22 protein-coding genes and 1 pseudogene are annotated in these 26,320 nt (G+C 38.2%); 5 read left to right on the top strand and 18 right to left on the bottom strand.

Annotation, left to right across the window (positions count from 1 at the left end):
- Positions 1–55: 55 nt before the first annotated feature.
- From GMB29_RS25295 to GMB29_RS25315, 5 genes are all read right to left on the bottom strand, one after another.
- Positions 56–1,072 carry a sugar kinase gene (locus tag GMB29_RS25295; protein ID WP_136352188.1) on the bottom strand — a complete coding sequence of 339 codons (1,017 nt, stop codon included), beginning with the start codon at positions 1,070–1,072 and terminating at the stop codon, positions 56–58.
- Entirely contained in the window at positions 1,065–1,820 is a 756-nt protein-coding gene (gene dagF / locus GMB29_RS25300; protein WP_136352187.1) for a 2-dehydro-3-deoxy-phosphogluconate aldolase, read from the bottom strand. The genes GMB29_RS25295 and dagF overlap by 8 nt, the downstream gene beginning before the upstream one ends.
- Position 1,821: 1 nt before the next feature.
- Positions 1,822–2,925: a DgaE family pyridoxal phosphate-dependent ammonia lyase gene (locus tag GMB29_RS25305; protein ID WP_136352186.1), complete on the bottom strand. Its 1,104-nt coding sequence runs from the start codon at positions 2,923–2,925 to the stop codon at positions 1,822–1,824.
- Positions 2,903–4,000 (bottom strand): amidohydrolase/deacetylase family metallohydrolase, encoded by a 1,098-nt coding sequence (locus tag GMB29_RS25310; RefSeq protein WP_136352185.1) that lies wholly within the window; start codon positions 3,998–4,000, stop codon positions 2,903–2,905. Before GMB29_RS25310 ends, GMB29_RS25305 begins: the two co-directional genes overlap by 23 nt.
- Positions 4,001–4,310: 310 nt before the next feature.
- Complete coding sequence (locus tag GMB29_RS25315) at positions 4,311–5,021, bottom strand: GntR family transcriptional regulator (RefSeq protein ID WP_136352184.1); 711 nt, start codon at positions 5,019–5,021, stop codon at positions 4,311–4,313.
- A gap of 456 nt (positions 5,022–5,477) precedes the next feature.
- Here GMB29_RS25315 and GMB29_RS25320 point away from each other — a divergent pair, with 456 nt between their 5' ends.
- On the top strand, positions 5,478–6,752 hold the full coding sequence (locus GMB29_RS25320; protein ID WP_136359316.1) for an IS110 family RNA-guided transposase: 1,275 nt from the start codon (positions 5,478–5,480) through the stop codon (positions 6,750–6,752).
- A gap of 446 nt (positions 6,753–7,198) precedes the next feature.
- Here GMB29_RS25320 and GMB29_RS25325 read toward each other — a convergent pair whose 3' ends face one another.
- Together GMB29_RS25325 and GMB29_RS25330 are read right to left on the bottom strand one after the other, a co-directional pair.
- The gene (locus GMB29_RS25325) at positions 7,199–7,582 is read right to left on the bottom strand and encodes a hypothetical protein (RefSeq protein WP_136359245.1); all 384 of its coding nucleotides are present in this window, start codon (positions 7,580–7,582) and stop codon (positions 7,199–7,201) included.
- A gap of 46 nt (positions 7,583–7,628) precedes the next feature.
- Positions 7,629–7,835 carry a helix-turn-helix transcriptional regulator gene (locus tag GMB29_RS25330; RefSeq protein WP_136359243.1) on the bottom strand — a complete coding sequence of 69 codons (207 nt, stop codon included), beginning with the start codon at positions 7,833–7,835 and terminating at the stop codon, positions 7,629–7,631.
- A 435-nt stretch (positions 7,836–8,270) separates the two neighbouring features.
- On the opposite strand from GMB29_RS25330, the gene GMB29_RS25335 reads away from it, so the two are divergent.
- Complete coding sequence (locus tag GMB29_RS25335) at positions 8,271–8,567, top strand: DUF4183 domain-containing protein (RefSeq protein WP_136359241.1); 297 nt, start codon at positions 8,271–8,273, stop codon at positions 8,565–8,567.
- 91 nt (positions 8,568–8,658) lie between these two features.
- Here GMB29_RS25335 and GMB29_RS25340 read toward each other — a convergent pair whose 3' ends face one another.
- The 3 genes from GMB29_RS25340 to GMB29_RS25350 form a co-directional block, all read right to left on the bottom strand.
- Entirely contained in the window at positions 8,659–9,024 is a 366-nt protein-coding gene (locus GMB29_RS25340; protein WP_136359239.1) for a DUF4183 domain-containing protein, read from the bottom strand.
- Positions 9,025–9,527: 503 nt separating this feature from the next.
- Positions 9,528–9,788, bottom strand: coding sequence for a hypothetical protein (locus GMB29_RS25345; RefSeq protein ID WP_136359237.1), 261 nt, complete (start codon positions 9,786–9,788; stop codon positions 9,528–9,530).
- A gap of 86 nt (positions 9,789–9,874) precedes the next feature.
- A complete protein-coding gene (locus GMB29_RS25350) occupies positions 9,875–12,649 on the bottom strand; it encodes a pullulanase (protein ID WP_136359235.1) in 2,775 nt (924 codons plus the stop codon).
- 495 nt (positions 12,650–13,144) lie between these two features.
- Here GMB29_RS25350 and GMB29_RS25355 point away from each other — a divergent pair, with 495 nt between their 5' ends.
- Positions 13,145–13,342 (top strand): hypothetical protein, encoded by a 198-nt coding sequence (locus tag GMB29_RS25355; protein ID WP_136359233.1) that lies wholly within the window; start codon positions 13,145–13,147, stop codon positions 13,340–13,342.
- A gap of 475 nt (positions 13,343–13,817) precedes the next feature.
- On the opposite strand, the gene GMB29_RS25360 is transcribed toward GMB29_RS25355, so the two are convergent.
- Both GMB29_RS25360 and GMB29_RS25365 read right to left on the bottom strand, forming a co-directional pair.
- Complete coding sequence (locus tag GMB29_RS25360) at positions 13,818–14,234, bottom strand: VOC family protein (protein ID WP_136359231.1); 417 nt, start codon at positions 14,232–14,234, stop codon at positions 13,818–13,820.
- Between the two features lie 352 nt (positions 14,235–14,586).
- Positions 14,587–15,789, bottom strand: coding sequence for an IS110 family RNA-guided transposase (locus tag GMB29_RS25365; RefSeq protein WP_155443951.1), 1,203 nt, complete (start codon positions 15,787–15,789; stop codon positions 14,587–14,589).
- Positions 15,790–16,425: 636 nt separating this feature from the next.
- Here GMB29_RS25365 and GMB29_RS25370 point away from each other — a divergent pair.
- On the top strand, positions 16,426–17,046 hold the full coding sequence (locus GMB29_RS25370; RefSeq protein WP_155443952.1) for an NAD(P)-dependent oxidoreductase: 621 nt from the start codon (positions 16,426–16,428) through the stop codon (positions 17,044–17,046).
- A 274-nt stretch (positions 17,047–17,320) separates the two neighbouring features.
- On the opposite strand, the gene GMB29_RS25375 is transcribed toward GMB29_RS25370, so the two are convergent.
- Together GMB29_RS25375 and GMB29_RS25380 are read right to left on the bottom strand one after the other, a co-directional pair.
- Complete coding sequence (locus tag GMB29_RS25375) at positions 17,321–17,791, bottom strand: hypothetical protein (RefSeq protein WP_168733998.1); 471 nt, start codon at positions 17,789–17,791, stop codon at positions 17,321–17,323.
- A 128-nt stretch (positions 17,792–17,919) separates the two neighbouring features.
- Positions 17,920–18,390, bottom strand: a complete 471-nt coding sequence (locus GMB29_RS25380) for a hypothetical protein (RefSeq protein WP_227551430.1) — start codon at positions 18,388–18,390, stop codon at positions 17,920–17,922.
- A 350-nt stretch (positions 18,391–18,740) separates the two neighbouring features.
- Here GMB29_RS25380 and GMB29_RS25385 point away from each other — a divergent pair.
- Positions 18,741–19,957, top strand: a pseudogene (locus GMB29_RS25385) (IS110 family transposase).
- A gap of 410 nt (positions 19,958–20,367) precedes the next feature.
- On the opposite strand, the gene GMB29_RS25390 reads toward GMB29_RS25385, so the two are convergent.
- The 4 genes from GMB29_RS25390 to GMB29_RS25405 all read right to left on the bottom strand — a co-directional run bounded on the left by GMB29_RS25390 (position 20,368) and on the right by GMB29_RS25405 (position 26,318).
- Entirely contained in the window at positions 20,368–22,047 is a 1,680-nt protein-coding gene (locus GMB29_RS25390) for a glycerol-3-phosphate dehydrogenase/oxidase (RefSeq protein ID WP_136357081.1), read from the bottom strand.
- A 38-nt stretch (positions 22,048–22,085) separates the two neighbouring features.
- A complete protein-coding gene (gene glpK, locus GMB29_RS25395; protein ID WP_136357083.1) occupies positions 22,086–23,576 on the bottom strand; it encodes a glycerol kinase GlpK in 1,491 nt (496 codons plus the stop codon).
- Between the two features lie 353 nt (positions 23,577–23,929).
- Complete coding sequence (locus tag GMB29_RS25400) at positions 23,930–24,832, bottom strand: AEC family transporter (RefSeq protein WP_136357085.1); 903 nt, start codon at positions 24,830–24,832, stop codon at positions 23,930–23,932.
- 52 nt (positions 24,833–24,884) lie between these two features.
- Positions 24,885–26,318: an aldehyde dehydrogenase family protein gene (locus tag GMB29_RS25405; RefSeq protein ID WP_136357087.1), complete on the bottom strand. Its 1,434-nt coding sequence runs from the start codon at positions 26,316–26,318 to the stop codon at positions 24,885–24,887.
- Positions 26,319–26,320 lie beyond the last annotated feature (2 nt).

Here is a 26,320-nt window from a genome sequence, read left to right on the forward strand (position 1 = left end):
AAGTACCTTATTAATCCATAAGAGAGTAGCAACTGTACATAACCACAAAACGTTTCTACCTTTCTATATCGCCCACTGATTCTGTCATCGTCCGCAGTATTTCACTCTCCGATGACATCGGGGTATCGCCTACAATTGTATGTGCAAGCATTCCTGCTGCTGCGGCAAATTCAACTGTTTTCTCAGGTGAAAACCCTTCCATTTCACCATGTATAATTCCACTTGTATAAGCATCTCCTGCGCCTATTCTGTCATAGACAGAAAACGTGAGTCTTTTTGAAAATGTGAATGTTTGATTCTTAAAGATAAAACCGCTCAAAGAATGTGTATTGTTACCGTTGATTGAACGGTGCGTACCAGCAATGACAGAAATCGTGTATTTTTTCGCTACGGCTGGAATCAAATCCATGAGCTGCTCCCGGCGATCTTCCATCTCGGTTTTCATACCAAGGACAAACATTGCGTCTTTTTCATTCATCATGACAATATCCGCCAAATGAAGCATCTCTTCATAATGTGGCTTCGCTTTTTCATATCCGTCTTCACCCCAGAGGGATGGACGATAGTTACAGTCAAAAACAACTGTACCTCCATTTTCTTTAACAGCTTTGGCGAATGTTTTCATGTGATGACGAACAGAATCATTCATCGCAAGCGTGATTCCGCAAAAATGAACAACATCGATTTTCTTTGCCATATTATGAAAATCATACGTCCCCTCAGAGGATGTATTGAAACTGCTCTCAAGTCGATTGGAATAAGTAACCCGACTAGGCCGCGCACCGAATCCATTTTCTAAAAAGTACATTCCAACGTAAGTCCCATCTCGTCTAATGAATGATTGTGTAATCCCTAGTTTTTGAAGGTACGATACTGCTGCATCGCCAACTGCATTCGCTGGCAATGTGGACACGAGATACCCTGTATGCCCAAAGCGTGCTAAAGCTGCGGTTACATTTACTCCCGTACCGGAGAAAGAATAGTTTAATGTGCTTGCTTGTGACAGGAGTTCATATCCCGGCACCTGCAAGCGCATCATAACCTCTCCAAATGCTGCAACATGTTTAGACATGTTGATCCACCAATTTCTTGATCGTTTCAAGTAATTCGCGGACATCTTCGACATTTGTTTTTCCTGTTTCTTTGTCGATAATCGATGAATACACGTGAGGAATGACTTGCGGCACATTAGCCTCTAAAGCAATACGCAAGATTGTTTCAAAATTCTCCTTGTCAATCCCTCCTGTTGGTTCTAACGCGAATCCTTCTTCCCCGCATGCTTGTGCAACTGCACGGAACTCGTTTTCACTGCTTAACCCGTTCATTGGGAAGTATTTTAATGCATTGCCGCCCATATCCCGTACAAGCGCAATTGCCGTTTTGATCGGTACAATCGCATGCTCGTCCTGTGCAGCACTAACCGGACCTGTTGAGATATTTACATATCCTGCGCGTCCTGTCGGAGACACTAAACTATTGATCCAGCTATCTTTTTCACCAAGGTTTGCACGTGTTGCTCCTACAGAAGGAAATACTTGGTTAATATGACTGCCAGGGTAGTATTTCGCAATCTCTGCTACTACAGCAGCTTGACGATTGTCACCAGCGCCCAATCCAATTGATACGGCTTCATCAATTTCTTTTCCGTATTCTTTCATTGCTGCTACTGCTTCTTCTACTGTTGGGTAATCTTTTGAAAGAACACCGACTAAAACATATCCTTCAGCTGCTTCGAATACCTCTTTGGCATTCTCGACACTATTTGCTAAAACATTTAATGAAACACGGTCCTTGTAAAAACGTTTTTTAATGGTTGTCATTTTATTTTCCTCCTACTAATTCACGTATCTTAGATTCAATTACCTCAATATCATCATTTTGCAGCGGACGGGGATCGATATCGAAATAGCCCTGTCTCACACCATAATCACGTGTGTAGATGGCAATTTCACCTTCGCGCAGTCCTGTATTGACTTCTTTTGCAGTTATGTGTGCTAGTTTTGGATCAATTTGAATCCGTGCACGGAATATCGCACGACCCGCTTCATCCTGAACAACCGTAACATTGACGCCCTCAAGTTCATTCAATGGCATTAAAGCTTGTAATAATTCTTTCTCTTGTTCACTTTTATCTTCTTTTTTGCCGTATTCATCGAGAGCTTGAAGTAATCCAAATGTTGTTTCTTTCCCGACTTTCATACTGCGTCCAATACAATGTAATTGAACTTTTACCCACTCAATATAGTTTCGCTTACCACCGATAATCCCTGATGTTGGACCTTCAATGGCCTTTGAACCGCTATAGATCGCTAGGTCTGAATATTTCACATACTTTTGAATGTCTTCTTCTGCCGCAGCATCGACGATGAGTGGAACTCCATTTCGCTGGGCAATTTCCCAAGCTTCCTCAACGGAAATCATATTTTTTTGGACTGCATGGTGTGATTTGACGTAAAGAATGGCTGCTGTGTTTTCAGAAATCGCATCCTCTATATGTTCCGCTCTTCCTTCATTGGCGTAGCCAACTTCAACAAGCTTTCCACCGCCTAAATAAATCATCGTTTCAACAGGTGCTCCGTATTGGACGTTGTGGCCTTTCAGTATGATGATTTCACTTTTGGGAATATCTTCTTGGTGAAGACGCTCACTTTTACGGCGATTCCCCTGTGTCACTATTGCGGCAACAGAAAGGGCAATACCGCTTGATGCCGAGTTAACGACGACTGCTGCCTCTGAACCTAGAATGCTCGCTACATAGTCACCTGCTTTATCGACTAAATCAGCAATCTCAACATAATTTTGTCCACCTTGTTTCATCGCTTCCATAACCGTATCAGTCGGAGCTGATACACCTAAGATACTCATTCGTCCACTTGCATTTATCACACGTTTAAGCCCATATTTAGCATTCAATGAATTCGCCATTTGCAACCACTCCTTTTGTTACTATTCTTCGGTCCGCTACTCGCTTTTCTCCTTCAGAATCAGTGAGTATAATCGGTTCATTTTGAACTGTAAAAAGTGTTATATTCGCAACGTCCCCAACCTTTATGCGGCCAAGCTCAAGTTTTTTAAGCCAGTTTGCTGCATTTGTCGTAACCGCTGCGATCACCTCTTCCAGCGAATATCCTAAGGAAAGAAATTTTGTCAGTACATTTGCCATGCTATATACTGGACCGTTCATTCGGTTCTTTCGGTATATATCAGTACTGATCGTATTTAAACCGATGTGATGTCGTTTTGCCGCTTCAGCAACTTTAAATGAAAAGCTTGCCGTACCATGACCAACATCCAAATGCACACCGCGTTCAATCGCATCCTTGAACACTTGGAGGGGATTCCCTTTTGCATCAAAAAGATTATTTTGTTTCCCATTGAGATAATGGGTAATGATATCTCTTTTTTCCAAGAGTGGAATGATTTCATCGATAGTTGGCGGCCCAGAACCAATGTGGACCATTAACGGCAATGATGTTTCAGTAGAAAGAGCACGCGCGATCCTTAAAGGCTCGATACCGCTTTCACAAACAACACTTTTGCTAATCCGTGCCTTTAATCCAACGATTACCTCTTTATAATCCTTTACTGCTTGTACAACCTTCCCTTTATCTATCCATTCTAAATTGGATAATTCATCCACCCTTTTTAACCCAATACGTGAAATATTCAAAAATGCATATAAGTTCGTTTTAGCTTTTTTTCTGCTTGCTGCCAAATCTGAAATTCGGTCAGCTCCGCAGCTTCCTGCATCTACGATTGTCGTTACACCTTGCTTGACTCCTATTTCATCGATTTCATCGCCATACGGATCAAATTCAGGAAATGCATGGACATGTAAATCAATCCAACCACTTGATACATAAGCACCCGAGTAATCTAATACATGCTTTCCGCGTCCATACCCAGCCTTTTCTATCTGAGCAATTTTGCCATCCTCAATGACAATATCGATCTCTTCTCCATTTACTCGTTTTACATTACGTATTACGAAGTCTTTCATTCCATTTTCACCTTTTCCGTACTCTATTTAACCACGCTTACAATTCATATCATGCAGTCTTATTTCTTTCTCATACACATAGGATCGTATAGAAAAACAATTAATGTTCATAACGTTATAATGTTTGTTGGTGCAAGAAGTTGTTTAAGATTGATACAACGTAAAGATAACACAGAAAATCACCAATGTAAACATAACGTTATAATGTTTGTTAGCTAAATTTAGATGTAAAATATTCCATTCTCCAACAAGGAACATTGAATAAAAGAAAAAAAGCTAAGAACTTATTGGGTAAACTTAGCTATTTCTCCTATACATTTAAATTTACAACATATTTATGAATATCGGTATTATAGTATCCGATCGAATATTCGATTAATTGTTCATTGATATCATAAGAATAACGAGTTCTTTGAAAAAGTGGTTTTGATTCGATCTTTAGCAGCTTAACAATTTTTTCATTTGGCGTCTCTACACCAAATTCATCTTGAAATCTGTTAAAGTATACTCCCTTTTCATACAATAGTTCATATAAGGAATTTTTAAACGCTTCAGGGTCTAACGAAAGTGAAAATCGATCTGGAATATAGTGCGTAAAATGAATATATGGTTGATCATTTAACGTATAGATCCGCTCAATGCAATAGCACTCTCGTTCAAAATAGGTAGATAAAATTGGATGGCTTGAAACATCAACTTTAGTGATCGTTACGCTGCCCTTCCTTAAGGTATATCCTGTCGATAATAAATATTCAGAAAATCCCTGCCCCTTTGATAATTTCGAGATTGCTCGATTAGCCAATACTTTCGTACCGATACCGCTATGTTTTTCCACATAGCCTTCAATTGTCAATTGTTCGACAGCTTTGCGTATCGTGATTTTACTAACGCCGAATTCCTTTTCTAAAACGGGTTCAGGCGGAATTAACGAATTTTTTGGATAGTCTCCTTTTATGATCCGTTCTTTTAATTCATTTTTCACTTGAATATAAAATGGTCCCTTATTCCGTGACAATCTCATAAAGATCTACCTTTCCAACGTTTCTAATCTTTGATTTCGCATGGTTGCTTACCTTTCCATGTTCTCCCTTATTGTATCAATAATCTTTTTGAAAGTGTAGGAATCAATTTCTCTCTTACGACCTAAGAGGGCTGTATTCTTTTCACGGATAAATTTACTTTTACAGAAAAAGAGGCTGACACTTGTAAAGGGTTCTGTTTTGAAGTGCTTTTCTAAAAAAACGTACCGAAATGACAGTTGTTTTGGCATTCGTAATGGCTTATAAAAAAAGCAAAACTCGCCACAGTCAGTATTGGCGAATTTTCTTTATTAAAATACCGGGTCCTTATTAAACTTAAGCACCCATTAGAATTCCTGTAGATTATTAATTATCAACTTTGAAAAAAACAGGGCCCCTCAGTAAGATTTGAGTATAGACACCACTCTAACTCAAAACCTTAAGGAGGAAGCCCTTATATGAAGTTTAAAATGCAAGACAAACAAAATCAACTAATTGAGAGAATTTCTGATAAACACCTTGTTGTTGGTGTTGATATTGCCCAAGAATTACACGTAGCTAGAGCTGTGAATTTCCGTGGAATAGTAGTCGGAGACCCTCTTACATTTGAAAATAATGAAGATGGTTTTGCAAGATTACTACAATGGATTAACCAATTAATAACCAAAAAAGGATTTGATTCTACAATAGTTGGTATGGAACCTACAGGACATTATTGGATTAACCTATCAAAATGGCTATTTGCTCAAGATATTGAAGCTGTAACTGTTAACCCCCATCTAGTGAAAAAAAACAAGGAAAACAGGGATAATACCCAATCCAAAAGTGATAAAAAAGATGCTCTTGTTATTGCTGATATGGTCAAAAATGGTTACTATTCCTTTATTCGTCCTACTTCAGAAGCCTTTGAAAAACTCAGAGTGCTAATGTCCAACCGGGATATGACGGTTAAAAGACTAGTCAGTACTATCAATCAAATTAACCGATGGGTAGATATTGTATTCCCTGAACTTCGACAGGTATTCAAAGATATTAAAGGGAAAGGTGCAATCGCCACTCTTCGCTTATTCCCTACACCAAATGAACTTCGTTCAATGAAGGCACCAGATATCGTTAAAGGTTGGAAAACTCAAATGAAGAGACAACCTGGGTTAAAAAAAGCACATCAATTAATTGAATTAGCTAAGCATTCAGTGGGAACGCGACAAGCACTTGATGCTTATAAACTACACCTTGAACAATTAATTGAAGAGTTTGATCTAGCAACAGCTCAACTTGAACGAGTTGAAAAGGAAGTCACTGACGTTCTTAAACGAATTCCTTACGCAAGAAAGTTACTTGCCATTAAGGGGATTAGCGAAATTGCACTTGCAGGTATTTTAGGAGAAGCAGGAGATTTAAGTGGATTTGCACACGGTAATTCCTTATTGCGTCATGCAGGATTACATCTGGCAGAGGCTAGTTCAGGTAAATGGAAAGGTCAAATTGTCCTCTCAAAACGTGGGAGATCTCGTTTACGTCGATTTTTGTACTTAGCAACTATGAGTCTAGTCATGAACAACCCTGATTTTAAAGAGCTGCACGCTAACAATGTTAAAGTGAAAAAAATGAAGAAAATGAAATCGATTATGAAATTAGTTCATAAACTCGCAAGAGTTTTAGTTGGAATGGCCCAAAAAAATGAATCTTATCGTCCCCACAAAGTACAACCAATAGCTCAAATGGCTGCATAACTTAAACCAGAATACATTATTTAATGTACTAATATATAAACTAATAGCTTTAAGATTAATATTTTCGAATATTGGCTTATTCGTAGGATCTCAAAGAAAGTACGAAGTACCGGATTTATTGTGCAAAAGGGCTCTGACCCGTTCCGTTAGAAAGACCGGCCTCTACCACTTGGATAGGTGTGACGAAGGAATGAGAGGGCAATTGACCCGTTGAGACATGGGAGCGAAAACCTCCAAGGGGAGCGTGGAGAATGCGTACATTATATGGAAATTATTGGAGTTATTACTACCTCCTTTATTTAAGTACGCCTTCATGTAGCCAAAATGGTCAAAACTCATTCAATTAATCCCCTACTATTCTTTCAAGTGATTTGAAATCCTGCGAATAAGTGAGTATTCGAGAGATAATCGTATCTAACTGAGGGAGCACAATAAGGAGCAATTCCTTAGTAACGTTTTGACAAAACAACAAATGAAGAAAATACAGTTATTATTGTTAATGTTGCTAACAAACTAACTGTCTGATATCCATTTAAGTTAATGATTTCAAATTGAAAAAGCGGCATGAGAATAACCATATAACATAAAATAAAGAAATAACTAAAAAACATTCCTCTTTCTCGTATTCTTTTTGAACGTTCATCATTTTCTTTAAATTGCGGATATAGATATGCTAGACAAAAAGACATAACTGTTGTACCTAAAAAAACAAGTTCATGACCAACAAAGAAAGCCCCTGTTGATATGCTCGAAAAACCTATTAGCAGACTATAAAATAAGAATATAAAGCCACTTATTAAGAAAAACCTTCTCCCTGCTTTACTACTCATTTACATAAAAATAACCTCCTATCAAGGCAAATATAATCTTGTTAAACTATTCTTTTTCTACATCTTCTAAAAGAAAAACTTTTTCTACAATTGTGTTAAAACAACGAGCAATTTGAATAGCAAGAGGCAATGAAGGATTGTAACGCCCCTTTTCAATTGAAATAATTGTCTGGCGAGACACACCTAACATTTTTGCCATTTGTTCCTGAGAAATTCCATTCTCCTGCCTAAATTGTTTCATTCGATTTTTCATATAAGTAAACATTCCTCTCTATACATTATTAGAATGTAAAGGAAACTTTACTGTAAAGGGTACTTTACATAAGCTCCAAAAGGATCGAATGAATACTTTATACATTTTTATTTTACATAATGAAGTATTATAGGCACTGAAAAAAGGATCTTCGAAGATCCTTTTTTACTGCTTATTGGAGTACGTCAATAATTTAAGGTATGCTAAGGAGCTATAAACAAATTAAGTTAGTTGAGTCACTGATACAACTAAAAATTATACTTATATACCGGGTCATTTAATCGTTTCTAAAGTAAGCTAGTAGAATAAAATAAATAGATAAGAGAACAAATTTTTTTAGGTCTCTACTAAAAATGGAACTAACCTATTATGAGAATGAGGTTTAATCTTTTATTCTCATTTTGTTGTCCTATTTACGGAAAGGAGGGAATATAAATGCCTATTGTCAAACCATTCATGGCGGGAAGAAGATTTACAACCACAGCATCAACAGGTACAGCTGCAGCTGCTGATTTAACATTTGCTAATACAGACTTTACCGATGATGCTGGTGTTACTACTTCAACATTTCCTGCTTCACCTGCGGTTGTAAATTTATATATTAATGGTGTACTTCAAACAAGTGATAATGTAACAGGTCTTTCCACTACTGCAGTAACTATTGTAGGCGGTGCTTCACTTGCTACTGATTCTCCTACTATGCCAATTATACTTGAATTTATTATAAATTAGTTATTTGAATCAATTATAAAAATAGCTATTAAAAAACAGTATCCATAAAAAATTTCGCATTTTATTGACTTTTTTATGGATACTAGCTTTTTTAAAGATTAATCAGGATAAACTGAAGCGTTATCGGTACACCCGCTTCAGGTGCTGTTGGTGTTAACAAGGTTAATACTCCTGTTTGCACAAGGTAAGCAGTTTGGGGTTGAATTATACCATTAATAAACAAATTAATATAGGAAACTTCGCTTGGTGATAATATCTGAGTTGTTCCGAATTCCGCTAAGCCATCAGCATTTGTATATATAAGTTTTTGACCGTCAGAAAAAGTAAAGTACAATAAATTAGTTGTAGGGATTGGACCTAGAATTGGAGGTCCTTGTTCACCCTGAGGTCCTTGAGGCCCTCTTGGTCCTCGTGGACCGATTATTCTTTGCTTCGGCGGTTTTGGAATTGGAACCATAGGACAGCATCCCTGAAAAGATCGATTATTGTTAACTATATAAATCACCTCATAAAATTTAACTTATAAAATAATATATGTTAGTGATTTTAGAAAACATTGGGCAAGTATTAACTTTCCATTATTGCCTACCCACTCAGGTTATCTATGTAGTAAGTTCCTTTTATATCAGGTTTATAGCTTTAACATACAATTTTTCCGAATTACTGTCTGTGCCCCTTAAAAAATGTATAGAGTATGCAGAGTCAGTTTACATAATCGCAACTTTAGGAAGTTACAAAAGCGCCAAACCCTTGTATATCAAGGGTTTGGCGCTTTTGTGTTTTTTATCGTTTATGCATGATTTTATACATGGTTGATTTATCAATGTTTTTAGCTTCGAAAGGAGCTTGGAAACTGCATAAAAAAGTGGGATTTTATACAACAAACAAACATACTAAGAATCAACAATTAATTTATATTGTTATATGAATTCATATACACCTATAGCCGTACAATAAAATTTATTCATTTTTATCCATATAATCATTTAAAGCTTTTTCAACAATCTCAACCATCGTTGTATCATTCATTGCAGCAAAAGTACGTAATCTTTTTTGTAAGTCCACATCCAATTGAAATGTAACCTTTTTAAATTCTTTTCTTCTTTTATAGCTGTATTTACATCTTTGTGTATTACTGTATTTACATTTACCTGTACTTCTGCAACCTTCCTCACTTAAAGCGCCTTTAATTGAACAATACAGCTGAAGTTTAAGGGTCAAAAGAAAAACCCTATATTAACAGGGTTTTATCAAACTTTGTTTTAATCTTTTTTATAAATTATCGAACTTTTTTATATTATCAAACTTTATTTTAAATCAACACTTACTTTTACGACAACCGTCGTTAAAGGTTCGATTGTAATGGAATCTTTTTTCAGCTTAAATCCGGATTCTTTTTTAACCTTTTCAGCGCCTGCTTCGTCATTATCGACAACGACTTCGCCTTTCCTCAAATCCTCAGAAAGAGTTAGGGTCCTTTCTTTCATATCCGCATTTACGAACACAAAGTAGGCTTTTTTTCCATCTGTCGATACATTTTTATAGCCAATCACAAGGTCAGACACGTTCATTTCCGGTGCTTCAATTAAAGTAACATTAGAATCAACAAGTTCCTTGCTTCCTAATCTGAAAGCATCCGTTGATTTTCTTAGTTCAATCAGACCTGCTGTGTATTCACGAGTCGTGTTGTTGACTGGATATGCACTCGCATCCGTTGCCTTCTTCCAGTCGAATTTATTGATTGCATCTGAAGAATCATAGGAATCGTGAATGAAGTAACCGAACACTTTTCTAGCTTCATCTTGGAGCGTATGAAATTTTTGCTCAGGCAGGCCTTCGCCAAGCCACTGTTTTGTTCTGCCATGCTCCTGTCCTGCATGCAGGAATGCTGTGCCTTGAGATGTTAACACAAGTGAGTTTCCTAACCGGATTCTTTCATGAATTTCTTCATTGTTTTCAGGGATAGATGGATCCTTTTTGATGGATTGGGCAATTACATCATATAACGGCAAATTGTCATGCGCCGCAATATATTGCACCATATCACCAGGATCATCTGCAGCTGTATTGGTAGGCTGCCCTTTAATATTTTTCAGAATAAGATCAAGGCTTCTTGCTCCGCCTGTTAGAAATCGTGGTTCCCCTTCTGATCCAAAACCAGATTTCAGCTCATTGCGGATTTCATCTGAGAAGACTCCGACATCATCCGTTTTGTTCATCCAGTCCTGATCGGCACCTTTGCCTGCAAGTGATGGATCTGAAAGATGACCGCCGAACGTTCTCCAGCCTTCGCCGATGAATAAGGCATTTTCATTAATCTCTGAAGCAGCATTATAGGCATTCTGGATGGAATCGTACGTAGCATCACCCATCATATCAAAACGCATGCCGTCTATTTTGTATTCTTCAAACCAGTACTTAACGGAATCAACCATTAGCTTTTCAGCCATAACGTGATTTGTTGCAAGGTTGTTTCCAAACCCGCCGATAAAGTTTCCATTAGCATCCTGGAAAGCATAATAGTTCGGGACAATATCATTCAGCATGCTTGCTTTTGCCATATGGGTATACACAACATCAAGCACAACACCCATTCCTGAATCATGCACCGCGTCAATGAGACCCTTTAATTCTTTAATTCTGAGCTCCGGATCTTTCGGGTTCATCGAATAAGCTCCGTCCGGTGAAAAATAGCTGTGAGGATCGTAGCCCCAGTTATATTCATTGTTCGCCGCAGAATACTCAAGCTCACGTTCTCTCATGTTCGTCTCATCACCGTAATACCAAGCCATCACTGGCAGCAATTGAACGTGAGTCACACCAAGAGATTTGATATATTCAAGCTTATCTTTAAACGCGTCATAAGTACCCCAGTCAGCTGTTAAATCCCCTTCAATTGAAGGATCAGACGTAAAATCTCTGACGTGCACTTCCCAGATGACTGCATCCTCTCTTTTTTCATAGCCGTCAATCTTCGCAAAATCAAGTCCTGCTGGGTCTGTTCCTGCAAGGTCAACAATTGCTGCTTTCCCCACCATATCGCCATCAAGACCTGCTTCACCTTTTGTATTTACAGTGAAAGGAGCCATTGATTTTGCATAAGGATCGAGAACTTTCTTTGTTTCGCCGCCATTTGTTACCTCATACTGATAATAATATCCTTTAAGATCAGTGATTCCGAGATCTTCAGGCTTGACTTCTATTGACCAAACCCCTTTTTCTCCCATAGCTAAATCTAGCTTGCCAATCTCTTTTACTGCATCATTTTTATCATAAATAACCGCTGTAACCTTGCTTGCTTTAGGCGCCCATAATTTCAGCACAGCTTTGCCAGATTGATAGACAGCACCAAGATCATCGCCATCATACGAATAAAGCTCATCAATCATTCTCCATCCTTTAGTTGCCGCAATTGATTTACCGGCGTATGTAACGGAGTAAGAATCATTCGTCAATTCTGCAGAAGTACTGACTTCCACTGTTGAATCCGATGTAATTTTTACACTTTCAACTTGAATGTCCGCGCCGTTTTCATCCTGTATTTTAATAGAAGAAAGCAGTTCCTCTTCCGTTAAACCTTCTGTTCTTGTCAGTCCAAGCAGAAGCTTTTGCTTTGAAACAATTTCTGCGCTGACAATGCCAATCGGATTTTCCCATTTAGATGAAGTATAAACCGTGTCATCCGCATTTTTAATCCATAAATGATTGTAGTCTTCAAGCATTGTGAAAACTTTGTCTCCGCCTATTTTCTCGCCAGTCACGCGATTCACAACAAGGAAACCGAGTTTCTTCGCGCCTTCTTTTACTTTCACATCTATATAGCAGCCGTGTTCATCAGTTTGCTCCTCTGTAAATGGCAAAGCATCCTTCGGCCATTCTTTTGGTGCTTCCGCTACATCCTCCCATAACCATAATCCAAGGTCTTTGTAGTTTTTATCGTCTTTCACATAGTGAATTCTGACCGTGTGTTCAGGAAGATCAGGATCCTTTTCTGCTGCGTTTGCTGCTAGCAGCTGTAATGATGGAAATACCATTGTAATAAATAAAATAAAAACAAGTGCACTTTTCAATAATCTTGGCATCTTTCAACCTCCATTTTATTAGCTTCTCCTCAATGAAACTTTGAAACTGGTAAGAGTGTGTAATGCGTGGATTGTTTTTGCGTGGATGCGCAAACGATTGCATAAAGCGTTTACATTTACAATTAAAAGGAAAAATATGCTTTCTGTCAACATTTATTTTTGAAAATTCTACATACTTTGTTGCTGTTAAATAAAGATTGATTAAAAATTCCTCACAAACCAGCATTTTACGATAAATAAAAAGAATCCATTTTGAAAAAAGTTTGATCATTTTCTACCTGTGTTGCTCCACAATCGCGCCCTTTAACGGAATAACACCTGAGCTTCTATTAGCTAGTTTTGCTGAAGATTGATCTTTAATTTCTTATTGATCATTAATAGGCCCCAGTTCGTGAAAAGAAACTGAAATAATAATCAATCTAAAAGCAGTATTGGATTTTATTTTGAATCAATTGTTCATACTAATATAAAATATCTGTTTCAGAAGGAGATTATATGCCAAATCAAAAAAATAATCACCATAATCCAGTCCTACATAAAAATCAAGTTAATCGATTAAATAAAGAAGATGATATATATGACATACTTAAACAAACAATGGAAGTGGATACAGATGTCAATGAAGACCCAAATCGGGAAAGATTATTGGATGAATCAGTCGATGCTTTTCTAGAATCAAAAGAAGAACAGTAATATAAGTGATGAATAACAATAAAGTTGTTTAATTCTGCTGCCATAAATACGCAAAACACCATTTTAAAAATTCAAATGGTGTTAAAATAGTTGTTTATTATTCTTTGACATGTACTTATTTTACTCGAAATTAGTAACAATAAAGTCATTTAATAATCAGGTCTTAAAAGGTGTTGTTCAACAATCGGGCCCTGATTCTTGAATAAGCTACTACATAATATTTGCGAACTACGACATTAATCACAATTCTTGCTGCAGAATTGCGCCCTATTCTGGAATAGTCCATTACTAATATTACCTCGTGAAACCCTTTTTACCTTTTCTCTTTTTTTTACTTTTTGTCTCCAGAATAGTAGTTGAATACCGAACAGTTAGGTTAGCATAACATAATTCGAGACAGCCACTGTACAAATAATTGCTACGCCACACTGCTACTTTCCAAACCTCGGCGAACTTGTGATTGCCGACGTCTAGGTCACACTTTTCTGGTCGAACCTAGAACCTCCAAATAGTGTTGATTGTACATAATGCCTAGGATATTCCCAAATGGATCTACTACGGAAGCAGTGATGAACCCCTCGCCGCGCTCTGTTGGCGCCTCATACTCTTTCGCTCCCATAGACAGCAACTTCTTGAAAGTTGCTGTTACATCGTCGACGTGCCAGTACACTACAGCACCGGCCGGGCAGGTCGCTGAACTATCAGGCGCGTAGCTGCTATCTATCAGACCCAGTTCGTGCTGGTAATCGCCGAGGCGAAACTCAGCATATCCTGGACGTTCGAAGTATGGTTCGATTCCCAATAGCTCGGCGTACCACTTCTTTGCTGCTGCAAGATCATCCGTCCAAAAACTAACTGTGGTGAGTCCTCGTAATGTCTGTGTATCGCTCATAATCGATTTCCTCCTTAATGTTGAGTAGTATGTCTTGATACTCAACTAAATAACATCTTCTAATTAACTTCGATTTACTTACGATTAATCCTTTCTCTTATTAAGGAAAATGGATATTAACAAAAAGAAAGAGCGTAATTCTTGCTGCAGAATTGCGCCCTTTAATTGAATAATCAAATTCTGACCTCTCTCATAAAATCACATAATTCTTCTTCAACTAAACCAGCTAATAGGATGTCAACATTTTTCAATAAAAATCCTATAAACAAAATGATATACTAAAAATATTCATGCCAAATAACCTTCCTCATTTATATTGGAAGGTTTTTCATGTTTTGCCTAATTGTTTTTGTTAAGCTAAATCCAGGAAAGCTTCTTTACGTTTTAGTAAGGCATAAATCCAATGAATAAGCTTATTTACACATGCAATCATTGCGACTTTAAAAGGTTTTCCTTCTTCTCGCTTTCGATCATAGAACTCTTTTAGCTTCTTATTACGAGAGGATCTGATCCCACAGAGAACAGCCATATATAAGGCATGTCGCAGTCTGCTTGAGCCTCTCTTGGTGATTCGATTAATCGTCGCTGTAAATTTCCCCGATGAATGTACACTTGGATCGATTCCAGAGAAGGCAACCAATTTTTTAGGGTGATTAAACCGTTCGATTTCTCCAATTTCAGAAATAATCGTTGCCGCGATTTTTTCTCCGATACCGGGAATCGACTGGATAATCTTATATTCTTCTATTTCTCCTGCCAGGGCATCTATTTGATCATCTAACTTTGCTAGATGCTCTTGGTATTGGAGAAGCAGTTGAATATACATTTCAAGGCTTATCAAATGACTTTGATAGACTATGCTCTTAAATGGGTTACGCTGAGCTGCTTCATAAAGCTTCTTTGCCCTTTCTTGTGCCCAACGTTCCGAACGACTCATACATAAACTCGCTATTTTATCGGTTACCTTGTTTTCTCCAGCCTGTACCACAGATTCTGACGTACTAAATTCCAGGAGTATGTTTAGAGAAACTTTTGAATACAAATCTCCAAATACCCCTTTATATTCAGGAAACACTTGATCTAAAATCGCATGAAACTGTAACTTAGCTTGAACATACAAACCCGTAAGGGTTTCATGTTGTCTAGTAAGATGACGAAGGTTTAAACGTTGGATACCCCTTTTTTTATAGGGTTCAAGCTCTTCTTTGTAATACAGTTCACACAAGCGAAAAGCATCTATTTCATCTGTTTTCACATTTCGCAAACTCGATTTTTTTGCCTGATAAGACAGTAAAGGATTGATCATAATGTATAAATAATTCTGTTCCTCTAAAAACTGAATGACAGGAGTGTGATAATGTCCCGTCGATTCTAATATTACACTTGGTTTTATACCAGTCTCATTTTCTACCACTTTCAAATAATGAAGTAAGGCATCTAGTCCCTCAGTCGTGTGTGATACACTAAAACTTTTTCCAAACGGCTTTCGTTTATCTAAAAATGCTTGAACCTGGCTTTCCCCTTTTGAAACATCCAGACCGATTACTGGATTCATTCTTTATCTCTTCCTCTCCATTTGTTTTGCCAGTAGCCCCTATTCCTCTTGCAGTATCATAGCTTCGCTTGTTATACGAGATCGTTGTCCCAACCAGCCTCAAACATGTTTCTTCAAGTAGGGGGCGGACAGTTTAGTTGACGAGATCATGGTCCCACGCACCCGTACGTCCTACCCTGGCTACCGATATAATAGGTCCTATATAAAAAAGGTCAACCAGTAAAAACTGGTTAACCTCATAATACGAACGCACCCGTTAATTCAACAAGTACCCAAAAAATCCAATGTATACTTTACAAGATTAGTTTACTTAAGCGATGTTATAGGTATGTAAAAAAGAGTTTAAAAGCAAACCTTACTCTACTTAGCTCTTTTTATCATTTTATATAATTCCTTTACTGTCCAACTTACAAAGGCAAGAGATAGTCCTAATAATAATAAAATAACTAAAATAGCAACAAAAGTTTCCACTGTAACTCACCTCTTTCATATATTTATTACGTATTACCCTTAAAAAAGTTTCTTTTTATTCACAATCTTTTTTGTAATATCTATTGGTTTATACGTTCGTTGAACAAGACAATAAAATAACTTTTATAGTAAAATATTAGTATTTGCAAAAGGAGCCTCATTCTTATGAATATTTTAATTTTAGGTGCAACTGGACGAGTTGGAAGTCAAATAGTTACTTATGCCCTTCATGAAAGTCATCATGTTACTGTATTAGTTCGCACTCCAGAGAAGATTCAAATAAATAATGAAAATTTAACCATTATTAAAGGGAATGTTTTAAATAAAGATGATATCGTACGTGCAATGCATGGGATTGATGTAGTTATTAGTGCACTAAATACTGATGGCACAACCACTCTATCAGAAAGTATGCCACTTATTATCGAAGCAATGGAAAACGAAGGTATAAAACGAATAATAACTATAGGAACTGCGGGTATTCTGCAAAGTAGAACCACGCCAAATTCTCTGCGTTATCAATCAAGTGAATCAAAGCAGAAGTCAACCCGTGCAGCGAAAGAACATCATAAAGTTTACGATATGCTCAAACAATCAACCCTCGAATGGACGATTGTCTGTCCTACGTACTTGCCGTATGGAGAAAGGGTAGGCAAATATCGAATAGACCGGAATTTTTTGCCGGAGGGTGGAGCTGAAATATCCGTACCGGATACAGCAGAATTTTCATTTAAACAGATAAAAGCAAGCGATTATATAAAATCACGTGTAGGTATCGCCTACTAATAATATTCTTATACTACTTTCATCTTGGATTAACCCGTTTGTTGAAAAAGAAAATGTGATTCGGCAACAATGCCCACTCTTCAACTAAAGCACCCTTTCTGGAATATCTAAAATATGAATTAGAGTCTAAAAATCACAAGAAATTAAAAGTAAAGGAGATGTTGTAAAATTAACATCTCTTTTTTTACTAAACGCTCCATTAGTTGAAGAACAAAAAAGCCTTACTCCATATTGAAGTAAAGCACCCGTTACTTTAAGTATATATTTTCACAAACTAAACATTTTTATATTTCAGTAAATATATTTTGAAAAATATTCCTCTTAAGAGTAAGCCTACCATCACACCAGGAATAACAGAAATGATTGGAAGCCAAACAGGACCTAATAGTACACCAAATAGTTTAAATTTTGAAGAATAAATACATCCAACTGTAACGAAATATGCAGAAAAAACAAATGGCAGAAAGGAAAAGCAATCTTGTTCTCCTCCTGAATCTTTATACGCATCCCACATTGCAAAAAAATACAAACATGGATAAAACATTAACCACTGATAATCTGCCTTTGAAATTGCATTTTCAATATCTCCTTGAAAACTTAAAATAATGATTTCATTAAAATTTGCCTGGACATTCACCAAGAACTCTAAAAAAACAAAAACAATACCTTTTAAATATTTTTTATTTAAAAATTGACCAAATCCTGGAAGAGCAATACTCCACAATAACCTTTCTTTGGGGTTCACCACATTTTTCTTCCCCCCTTTAAAATTAAGTTTTTCAATTAATAGGCAATTCTTGACGGTCATTTGCCTTGGTAGTTTACTTTTCCTTAATTTCACAAAGAGATGTAGAAACTACTCAAAGTATTCCTTTAAACCTCGTTTTGATTTTTATTAATCGATTTTTCTACTATATTCTGATACCCATAAATAATAATTGCTAATGACACACATATAAAATACCATATAGTATGATTCAACTTTTTAAATTTAAATACTCCTACCTTTTCCCATATTTCAGCAAAAGGATAAGCACAAATAGCATCTATTACCAAATTTGTAATTAAATATTTGAGAAAACTGCCGTATGTTAGTTTAAATACCCATAGTGTGGTTACAAAAAAAGGACCTAATATATATGTAAAATCTACAAAACCGGGAGATAAAGGATTTTTATTTACCCACCATTTTTTCTTATTAGCAATTACACCTAACACACTTAAGAATAAATTAACAAAACTTGCTACAGGTAAAAACCTAAAAAATGATTTTTTCCCCATGAACGGAACAGTTAGCCAAGGAACGATTAACATCGCTAAAGCGAATGTCTTTTTTTTATCCATATAAATCAACTTCCTTCAGATATGTTTTTTATATCATTCCTCTAACTGAATCTTATTATTATTATTTTTTCTTGTTCAACTACCCTGCCCGTTAGCCATCCATGAAGCGCAAAATCGGCGCTTCACCACAAAGAATGAAAATGTATTGAATCCGTCCATACTGCTTCTAAGGCTGGGAGAGGAAGGTCGATAAACTATGGTGCCTTAGAGCCCATCCGTTAGTCTGACTCCAACGACCACGGTGCACCACAAACTGTCGCTCCCTTACGGGAAGCACTCATGGTAGATTAATCCTTATTCTGATTGTTGCACCAGCCTCCAATTTACAAGCCTAGAAAGGAAGAATTTCAATGGATGTAATCATTGAAAGAGCATGTGGTATGGATGTTCATAAGGACAATATCACTGCATGTATTATGACACCTGATGGAAAGGAGATTCAAACGTTTCCTACCAAAACAGTTTTTCTGCTTAAGTTAATCGACTGGATTAAGGAACATGACTGTACTCATGTCGCAATGAAAGCACGAGTGTTTATTGGAAACCTATCGTTAACCTACTAGAATCTGAAGGGATTGAGTTTCTAGTAGTAAACGCCCAACACATGAAGGCACTCCCCGGTCGTAAGACCGACGTTAAAGATGCCGAATGGATTGCCCAACTTCTTCGCCATGGTTTACTCAAAGCGAGTTTCATTCCAAACCGTATTCAAAGAGAGCTGAGGGAACTTGTCCGTTATCGCCGCAGTATTATCGAAGAACGTGCAAGACAACATAATCGAATTCAAAAAGTTTTAGAAGGAGCCAATATCAAACTAGGCTCTGTCGTTTCAGATATTATGGGGGTTTCCTCGAAGGATATGCTTCGAGCTATCGCTGACGGCGAGGATGATCCTGAGAAACTAGCAAACTTCGCTCGTCGTACAATGAAAAAGAAAAAAGCAGAACTTGAATTAGCACTTCAGGGCTATGTTAACCCACATCAACGCTTAATGCTCAAAACGATTTTAACTCACATTGATTTTCTAACTGAGCAAATTGAAATGTTAGATCAAGAGATAGCCCAACGAGTAAACTCGTATGAAGAAGATATTGAAAGACTAGATTCGATTCCTGGAATCGCCAGAAGAATGGCTGAACAAATCCTAGCTGAAATCGGTACTGATGTTCAAAATCAATTTCCAACTGCGGCACATCTTTGTTCATGGGCAGCTCTCGTACCTGGACATAATGAAAGTGCTGGGAAAAGAAAATCAACTAAATCTAAAAAAGGAAATAAGTATTTAAGATCAGCATTAACTGAAGCAGCTCAATCAGTCAGAGGGTCAAAAAACTATCTTGGTGCATTGTATCGACGAACAGCAGGACGAAAAGGCAACAAAAGAGCAGCTATAGTAGTTGCCCATGCGATATTACGGATCGCATATTACCTGTTAACTAGAAAAGAAATGTATGTAGACTTAGGCGAAGACTACTTTGATAAACAAAGACAGGTATCAATTGTACGCCATTCGGTTCGAAGACTAGAAAACTTAGGCTATACGGTTACAATAACAGAAGCTTCATAATCCATTAAACAAGTAAATAAACACCAATGATCAGACGCTCTCCCCTTTTAAAAAGATGAATGAGCTGCGTCTATTTAAGTATTGCCATTTTTCGGATCTAACAGAAGTTAATTTTCATGGTAGTTGAAGAAGGATGTCATAATACCGACACAACAAACGGTACTAAAATTGACAGTAGTTTTGACCTTGTTTTTAAATTGTACAATACATATTGTCCACCATAAAAAATGATGTCAATGGGTATGTCAAAATTCATTATAAACTCCCAATAACCTTGATAAATAAAGAAAATGACGTATGCCAGTTCATACGTCATTTCCTATGTCATTTATTCAAAATGCACCTCAAAACGGAACCCTTTAACTTTTATGTCAGCCTCTTAAATATGATCCTCTTTTATTCATTTAATCTCAACTTACTTTTTCCTTCGTCTCTTCATCTAAAGCTGTATAAGCATCTTCTATATGTTGTTCCAATTCTTTTTGATAGTTGCAAGTTTGTTCCCCATTCCATTCCAAAGCAGCAGCCATATAGGTAACGACTTTATCCTTCCATTCCCTTGCCCAATGAATATCAAATAATAATGTGCCTGTTCTGCGATTGAAAAAGTCGATAGGTTTTGTTGTCATTTCTTCGTTGATCGAATAGATGAGTTGTAAAAACACATAAAGCGGCAATTCCATATCTGACGAATTTTCCAAATGAAATTTACTATATTTAAATACTTCGTCAACATTTGATCCATATCTTTTAACAAGCTTTTCGGCTTCTTCCCTTGATAGTCCGATTTTAATACCTTTCTTCACCTTTTCTTCTACAAAGGCAGGGAACTGTTTCGAGCCGCCCACATTTCCTCCTGAGATCGGCAGTGTTTTTGTTATGCAATCGGAAAATGTTCTTCCGTCTTCCTCTTTGAATTTTTTCACAAGTAGATCAACAACGATTTCTGCCATTTTACGGTAGCCTGTCAGCTTCCCGCCTGCAATCGTGATAAGCCCTGAATCAGATGTCCATATTTCGTCTTTGCGCGATATTTCCGATGGATCTTTCCCATCTTCATGAATCAATGGGCGCAATCCTGTCCAGCTCGATTCAACGTCTTTGACAGTGATATTTAAGAAAGGGAACATGTAATTAATCGCATCTATGACATATTCCCGATCCTCTGTTGTCATTCTTGGATGGGCAAGATCTCCTTTATAGACAGTATCTGTTGTTCCGACATAGGTTTTTCCGTCTCTTGGGATCGCAAACACCATGCGACCATCAGGTGTGTCAAAGTAAACAGCTTGGTTGAGCGGAAACCGGCTTTGATCAATGACAAGGTGAATTCCTTTTGTTAATTGCAAGGACTTTCCTTGTTTGGAGTTGTCTTTTTCCCGCAATGTATCGACCCAAGGACCTGCGGCATTGACGATTTTTTTTGCATAGATGGAAATTGACTTGTTTGTTACTTGGTCAACAACAATGACTCCTTTTACGACGCCGTTTTCATAGATAAATTGTTCGACCTTTGTATAATTTATCGCAGTGGCTCCTTGCTTAACAGCTTCTTTTACAACCTCAATGGTTAACCGTGCATCATCTGTTTTGTATTCCACATAATATCCGCCGCCTTTTAAACCTTCCTTTTTTAATAGAGGCTCACGTTTTAGCGTTTCTTCGATACTTAACATGGAGCGGCGTTCACTGCTTTTTACTCCTGCTAAAAAATCGTATACTAAGAGACCAATCGAAGTAGAGAACTTTCCAAACGTCCCTCCCTCATGGATCGGAAGAAGCATCCACTCTGGTGTTGTAACGTGTGGACCATTTTCGTAAACAATGGCTCTCTCTTTACCAACCTCGGCCACCATTTTCACTTCGAATTGTTTTAGATAACGCAGCCCGCCATGTACGAGTTTCGTTGATCGACTTGATGTCCCAGCGGCAAAGTCCTGCATTTCCACTAATGCTGTTTTCATTCCCCGCGTTTGAGCATCCAGCGCGATTCCGCAGCCTGTAATGCCACCTCCGATGACAAGTACATCATAATTCACAGCTTCTAGCTGCTGCAAAACTTCGTTTCGTTTTTCACTTGAAAAACTCATTTGTCTCCCTCATTTCACTTTATTCCAAGTTCGTTCGATTATTTAAAAACACTTGCTGCATGAACGGCCTTTTTCCAGCCACAATATAACTGGTCTCTTGTTGATTCTTCCATTTGCGGTTTGATCGAGATATCTCGATTCCATTTTTGTGATATCTCTGCTTGATCCTTCCAGTAGCCTACAGCTAATCCAGCTAGATAGGCCGCTCCTAATGCTGTTGTTTCATTTATTGCTGGCCTTTCAACTGGAACATTTAAGATATCGCTTTGAAATTGCATAAGGAAATCATTTTTGACGGCCCCGCCATCGACACGCAATGTCTTTAGCTTAATCCCAGAATCCTGCTCCATCGCTCCCACTACGTCTTTTGTCTGGTAAGCGAGCGATTCTAAAGTAGCCCTAATAAAATGTTCTTTTGTTGTGCCGCGTGTTAACCCAAAAACTGCTCCCCTTACATCACTATCCCAATAAGGGGTGCCCAAGCCGACAAATGCCGGAACAACATACACGCCATCAGCTGATATAACCCTTGAAGCGTATTCTTCGCTATGCTTGGCATCCTTGATCATTCGTAAGCCATCACGCAGCCACTGAATTGCAGAGCCTGCGACAAAAATGCTTCCCTCTAATGCGTACTCTACTTTCCCATTCATTCCCCAAGCAATCGTCGTTAATAAACCATGATCAGAGGAGACGGCTTTTTCTCCTGTATTCATTAACATAAAACAGCCTGTGCCATATGTGTTTTTGGCCATTCCTTTTTCATAACACGCCTGACCAAATAAAGCTGCTTGCTGATCGCCTGCTACACCTGCAATCGGCACAGATTCCCCAAAAAAGTGATAGGCAACCGTATGAGCATACACCTCTGAAGAAGACTTCACTTTCGGCAGCATGGACTTAGGTATATCAAGAATGCCGAGAAGCTCGTCATCCCACGTTAAATCATAGATATTAAACATTAACGTTCTCGAAGCATTCGAGTAATCTGTTATATGGGCATTTCCTCCCGTCAATTTCCAAATCAGCCATGTATCGATTGTTCCGAATAATAGTTGTCCTTTTTCCGCTCTTTCTCTTGCTCCCTCGATATGGTCTAATATCCATTTCACTTTCGTTCCAGAAAAATAAGGGTCAATCAAGAGCCCTGTTTTTTGATGAAACATGTCATGATAGCCTTTATCCTTTAACTCTTCACAAATTTCATCTGTTTGACGGGATTGCCAGACAATCGCATTGTAAACAGGCCTTCCTGTTTCTTTATCCCAGACAACCGTTGTTTCACGTTGATTTGTGATGCCAATGCCAGCAATTTGATTCGCTTTCACACCTGATTCTGATAAACAAGACGCGATGACTGCTAAAATAGAGCTCCAAATTTCGTCCGGATTATGCTCTACCCAGCCTGGCTTCGGAAAGTATTGCTTGAACTCAGCCTGTGACTGATAGAAAACCTCGCCTTTTTTGTTAAAAAGAATTGCTCTGGAACTAGTTGTTCCTTGATCTAGCGCCAATATATATTTTTCCATATAAAACTCCGTCCTTTGGTTATCGATGAGTTTTTAGTAAATCCTTCTTCTATCTTCTTTGCTTTAGCTTTCTATTGAATCTTACTGCCCGTTAAGATGCATAGCGAGACTTATCACGCTCAAAGCGCCACATCGCATGTCTCGCCTGACTTGGATGTCCTGTCCTTCATCGGATTCTTTTATGGACAGTTTTCCACACCTAATTTCATTGTTTCTCTTGAATCTTGAGGTAGGAGTTAAGATAAAACTTTACAAAAGAATCCCATTAACGAATTAATGAGATTCTTTTGTATTTCTTATCATCCGTTCAGACGATTTTCTTGCCCTTTTTCTTCTGTGAAGAAGAAAAAGGATCAAAGAACAATCATAAAAATGACTGGCAATGTCGCTAAACTTAGCGAGGTGCTAATAAGCGTCGCACTCGAAACGAATTCTGGTTCTGTATTATACTGCAGGGCGTACATTGTCGTATTCGCTGCTGTCGGCATCGCTGCCATAATAATCATGATTTGCTTGACCATTTCGTCAACAGGCAAAAACAATGTAAGCAGATAAGCGATTCCTGGTGAAATTGCTAATTTCGTTAGAAGAGAGAGAGAAACTTTTTCCCTCTCAAGGTTTTTCACCGATATTTTTGCGAGCTGCATGCCCAAGACAATCATAACGGTTGGAATGGCTGCATCCGCCACCATATTTACTGCCTCTGTAATGGAATTTCCCAATTTGACATGAAAGGCTTGAAGCACAAACCCTAATGCTGCCCCATAAACCATAGGCATCCGCTGCACCGCCCGGATAGCAGAGCGCACCCCATCTCCTTCAGGGCTTCCTTTTGCAGCATAATAGACACCTACCGTACACATGACAAGCTGTTGGATCACCATTAAAACAATCGCATAATCGAGACCTACTGCTCCGAATAGCAATAGAACAACAGGGGTTCCGTAATTTCCATTATTCATAAACGAGGAAGCCAGGATCATGCCGCATGTTTCCTTAACCGAGTATTTGCGTATAAATGCAATGATATAGACAACCGCAATTAAACAAAAACAAAGGGCAAATGTATAAAGTGTCATATAAAAATAGGTCAGATCAAACTTCGTTGTATAAAAGGTTCGGAAGACTAAAACAGGTGACATTAAATAAAGAGCCATTGTCGATATCGTTTTCGTATCGAATCCAATTTTCTTTTGACCTATAAAGCCGAGTGCAAAGATGCCGAATATTGGAATAAGGATAAGGAAGAAATCCACTCGTTCACCTTCATTCCTAGAAAATAGATGTTTACCATTTCATTTTTCAAGATTATAAGTTTAAGACAATAATACGTTCTTCCGTCATTTCCTCAATTGCATACTTCGGACCTTCCTTGCCATTGCCGCTGTTTTTCACTCCGCCATATGGCATATGATCTACTCGGTACGCAGAAGCATCATTGACAATCAGACCGCCAACCTCGATTTCTCGAGCTGCTTTCATGGCAAACTGCAAATTATTTGTGAAAAGGCCAGCCTGTAAGCCATAGTCAGAATCATTTACTTTTGCAATCACTTCATCGATTTCCTGATATGTCGCAACTGACACCACTGGACCAAATACTTCTTGGCGGCACACTTTCATATCGTCATGTACATTTGTAAGAATGGTAGGTTCATATAATGCACCATCGCGCTTACCGCCCAATGCGATAACAGCTCCTTGCTCAACTGCTTCACCTACCCAGCTTTCAACACGCTCTGCCTCACGAAGGCGAATCATCGGCCCAATATCTGTTGCTTCACTTGATGGGTCACCTACTACAAGCTTTTCTGTGTTTTCTTTTAATAATTCGATAAATGATGCAAAAATCTCCTCTTGCACGTACACACGCTGTACAGATATACACACTTGACCAGCATTATTAAAGCTCTTTTGAGCAATCAAAGCTGCAGCTTGCTCTAGGTTTGCATCCTTGTGCACAATCGTTGCCGAGTTGTTGCCCAGTTCCAATGCCACCTTGCGCAATCCCGCTTTCGAGCGAATGTATTCTCCTACGCGAGGGCTTCCTGTAAATGTAAACATATTGACATCCTTGTTTTCTAGCAGCCATTCTCCAATTGTTGCACCCTCACCAGTCAAGACTTGAAGGCGGCCTTTTGGAAGACCTGCTTCTTCCAATAATTCTGCTAACATCAGGGCACAAATCGGTGTCACTTCTGCCGGCTTTAACACAACACTGTTCCCAGCCGCTAAAGCAGGACCAATTTTATGGCAAACGAGATTAACAGGTACATTGAATGGTGTAATGGCAGCAATGACTCCTACTGGTACGCGAACTGTAAAAGCCATGCGGTTCTCAGAGCCTTGCGCCGACTCAACTGGAATCCCTTCTCCATGAATGCGTTTCGCTTCTTCCGCTGAAATCACTAACGTTTGCGCAGCACGTTCAATTTCTCCGCGGGATTCGCGGATCGGCTTTCCAACCTCTACCGCAAGCACTTGGGCAAATTCGTCGCGGCGCTCAACTAATAACTGAGCTGCTTTCATTAATACCTCATAGCGGGCATAAGGGGAGAATGGACTTTTTAATGCTTCCTTTGCGCCTTGTACAGCTGCATCGACATGCTCCTTTTCGGCTACTGAAATATGTGCAGCCACCTCTTGAGTATATTTATTCACGACCTCCATCATGTCAGCCGTTTGCTCCCACTTCCCATTAATATATAATCCATATTGTTTATCTGTTGTAATTGTTGACATTT

It is taken from the genome of Metabacillus sediminilitoris, assembly GCF_009720625.1.
GTDB classification, from domain to species: domain Bacteria; phylum Bacillota; class Bacilli; order Bacillales; family Bacillaceae; genus Metabacillus; species Metabacillus sediminilitoris.

What these genes read in the sequence shown, in the direction of transcription:
- GMB29_RS25295 (WP_136352188.1), bottom strand. Translation starts at nt 1,072, where the DNA reads ATGTCTAAACATGTTGCAGCATTTGGAGAGGTTATGATGCGCTTGCAG.
- dagF (WP_136352187.1), bottom strand. Translation starts at nt 1,820, where the DNA reads ATGACAACCATTAAAAAACGTTTTTACAAGGACCGTGTTTCATTAAAT.
- GMB29_RS25305 (WP_136352186.1), bottom strand. Translation starts at nt 2,925, where the DNA reads ATGGCGAATTCATTGAATGCTAAATATGGGCTTAAACGTGTGATAAAT.
- GMB29_RS25310 (WP_136352185.1), bottom strand. Translation starts at nt 4,000, where the DNA reads ATGAAAGACTTCGTAATACGTAATGTAAAACGAGTAAATGGAGAAGAG.
- GMB29_RS25315 (WP_136352184.1), bottom strand. Translation starts at nt 5,021, where the DNA reads ATGAGATTGTCACGGAATAAGGGACCATTTTATATTCAAGTGAAAAAT.
- GMB29_RS25320 (WP_136359316.1), top strand. Translation starts at nt 5,478, where the DNA reads ATGAAGTTTAAAATGCAAGACAAACAAAATCAACTAATTGAGAGAATT.
- GMB29_RS25325 (WP_136359245.1), bottom strand. Translation starts at nt 7,582, where the DNA reads ATGAGTAGTAAAGCAGGGAGAAGGTTTTTCTTAATAAGTGGCTTTATA.
- GMB29_RS25330 (WP_136359243.1), bottom strand. Translation starts at nt 7,835, where the DNA reads ATGAAAAATCGAATGAAACAATTTAGGCAGGAGAATGGAATTTCTCAG.
- GMB29_RS25335 (WP_136359241.1), top strand. Translation starts at nt 8,271, where the DNA reads ATGCCTATTGTCAAACCATTCATGGCGGGAAGAAGATTTACAACCACA.
- GMB29_RS25340 (WP_136359239.1), bottom strand. Translation starts at nt 9,024, where the DNA reads ATGGTTCCAATTCCAAAACCGCCGAAGCAAAGAATAATCGGTCCACGA.
- GMB29_RS25350 (WP_136359235.1), bottom strand. Translation starts at nt 12,649, where the DNA reads ATGCCAAGATTATTGAAAAGTGCACTTGTTTTTATTTTATTTATTACA.
- GMB29_RS25355 (WP_136359233.1), top strand. Translation starts at nt 13,145, where the DNA reads ATGCCAAATCAAAAAAATAATCACCATAATCCAGTCCTACATAAAAAT.
- GMB29_RS25360 (WP_136359231.1), bottom strand. Translation starts at nt 14,234, where the DNA reads ATGAGCGATACACAGACATTACGAGGACTCACCACAGTTAGTTTTTGG.
- GMB29_RS25365 (WP_155443951.1), bottom strand. Translation starts at nt 15,789, where the DNA reads ATGAATCCAGTAATCGGTCTGGATGTTTCAAAAGGGGAAAGCCAGGTT.
- GMB29_RS25370 (WP_155443952.1), top strand. Translation starts at nt 16,426, where the DNA reads ATGAATATTTTAATTTTAGGTGCAACTGGACGAGTTGGAAGTCAAATA.
- GMB29_RS25380 (WP_227551430.1), bottom strand. Translation starts at nt 18,390, where the DNA reads ATGGATAAAAAAAAGACATTCGCTTTAGCGATGTTAATCGTTCCTTGG.
- GMB29_RS25390 (WP_136357081.1), bottom strand. Translation starts at nt 22,047, where the DNA reads ATGAGTTTTTCAAGTGAAAAACGAAACGAAGTTTTGCAGCAGCTAGAA.
- glpK (WP_136357083.1), bottom strand. Translation starts at nt 23,576, where the DNA reads ATGGAAAAATATATATTGGCGCTAGATCAAGGAACAACTAGTTCCAGA.
- GMB29_RS25405 (WP_136357087.1), bottom strand. Translation starts at nt 26,318, where the DNA reads ATGTCAACAATTACAACAGATAAACAATATGGATTATATATTAATGGG.